Origin of the sequence: Methanoregula sp., assembly GCF_002835825.1 — an archaeon.
GTDB lineage: Archaea > Halobacteriota > Methanomicrobia > Methanomicrobiales > Methanospirillaceae > Methanoregula.
This window is the reverse complement of the sequence record NZ_PIZH01000429.1, coordinates 1-1,751: the sequence shown is the minus strand read 5'-3', so window position 1 is coordinate 1,751 and position 1,751 is coordinate 1. Positions and strand designations below refer to the sequence as shown.

2 protein-coding genes are annotated in these 1,751 nt (G+C 56.9%); both read left to right on the top strand.

Annotated features, from left to right (window positions below; genetic code table 11):
• Window positions 1-302 precede the first annotated feature (302 nt).
• Entirely contained in the window at window positions 303-1,106 is an 804-nt protein-coding gene (locus tag CW742_RS11900; RefSeq protein WP_292420655.1) for an EFR1 family ferrodoxin, read from the top strand.
• 7 nt (window positions 1,107-1,113) lie between these two features.
• Window positions 1,114-1,751 (top strand): TetR/AcrR family transcriptional regulator (locus CW742_RS11895; RefSeq protein ID WP_292420653.1); only part of this gene is annotated, 638 nt, incomplete at its 3' end.

Below are 1,751 nucleotides of genomic sequence, written 5' to 3'. Positions count from 1 at the left end.
GTTCCAGATCAAGGGCACGGTCACGGTCCACACAAACGATGAAATTTTCCGGGAGAACATTGTTTGGATGAAGGAGAGCTGGCCGAAGTGTTCGCCAAAGTCCGCGGTGCTCGTAAAGATCACGGGCGCGTATCTTGTCAAGCCGGACCCCGAGCCCGGGAAAAAGATCCTGTAGCCGGCCTGGCACGTGCAGTGTAAACAATTTTAAAAAAAAAATTTCAAGAACGCCAAAAATTTCAAAAAAAATTCCAGCTTCAAAAAAATTTCCGGCACCGTCCGGCACATCCAGGAAACGAGAGAACATGAATATCGAATCAGCAAAACTCGTATACTTCTCGCCCACCGGCACAACGCAGAGTGTTGTCCGGGCGATTGCCCGTGGTGTAAGCCCGGGCACCACGGAAGAGATCGACATCACAACACCGGCAGCAAGAGTGCAGCCGCTGCGGACATCAGAGAACGATCTGCTCGTCATCGGCGTCCCGGTGTACATGGGCCGGGTCCCTGCGATTATCCGCGACTGGCTCAACGCAATCGCAGCCCGCAACACGCCCGCAGTCTGCGTTGTCCTGTACGGCAACCGGACGTACGAAGACGCCCTGCTCGAACTCAGGAACATTGTCACGAAATCCGGGTGCAGAACAATCGCGGGCTGTGCCTTCATTGGCGAGCACTCGTTCTCGGACCCCGCAGTCCCGACCGCACAGGGCCGTCCCGATCAAAACGACCTCCAGCGTGCAGAAGCGTTCGGGAAAAAAATCCGGGAGAAGATGCAGGCCGCTTCTTCGGTCACGCAGATCGCGGAAGCCCACATCCCGGGCGAGTTCCCGTACCGCGGCGATTCACGGCTCTGGACCCTGGACTTCATCGAAGTCAGCGATGCCTGCACGCAGTGCGGGACCTGTGCCGAACGCTGCCCGGCCGGCGCGATCGATCCGTCAGATGCAAAGAAGATCGATACCAAGCTCTGCATCACCTGCTGTGCCTGCATCCGGGAGTGCCCGTCGCAGGCCCGGACGATGAAACCCGGACTCCTGAAAGACGCACAGCTGCGCCTTCACACATTGTATAAGGAACGAAAGGAACCGGAATACTTCATAGCATGAGGTGACCATGGGGATATCCGACCGGAGACAGCGGGAGAAGGAACAGCGGAGGATGGAGATCCTCGATGCAGCAGAGCGGCTCTTCTTTGCGAAAAATTACGAAGAGGTCTCGATGGACGGGATCGCCCGCGACGTCGAGCTGAACAAGGCGACCCTCTATCTCTATTTCGAGAACAAGGAAGCGCTCTACGCTGCCATCGTGCTGCGTGGCATTGCACTCCTGAAAGAGAAATTTGCGGAGTGCATGGCAACGGACGCGCCGGGCATTGTCAAGGTCGTCCTGATGGGAGAAGCCTATTACCGGTTCTCAGAGGAACACCCGGAATATCTCCGGATGATCCACTTCTACGGCTCCGAACGGTTCTCAAAAGAAAACCCCTGCACTGCAGAAATCGGGAAAGGGTACGGGTCGTGCCGCATGGTGCTGCGGGACGCGGTCCGCGAGGGTATCGAAGACGGATCGATCCGGGCTGATCTCGACCCGTTCCTCACCTCCATGTACCTGATGATCTCCTTCATGGGCATCCTCTCCATGGAAGAGAAATGGAAGCTCGTGATCGAAGAGGAAGGGTTTGGGTACGAAGAGTACTGCAGCCGGTTCTTCCGGTTCATTCTCCCGTCCCTTGCACCGGCCGGGAAATGTCC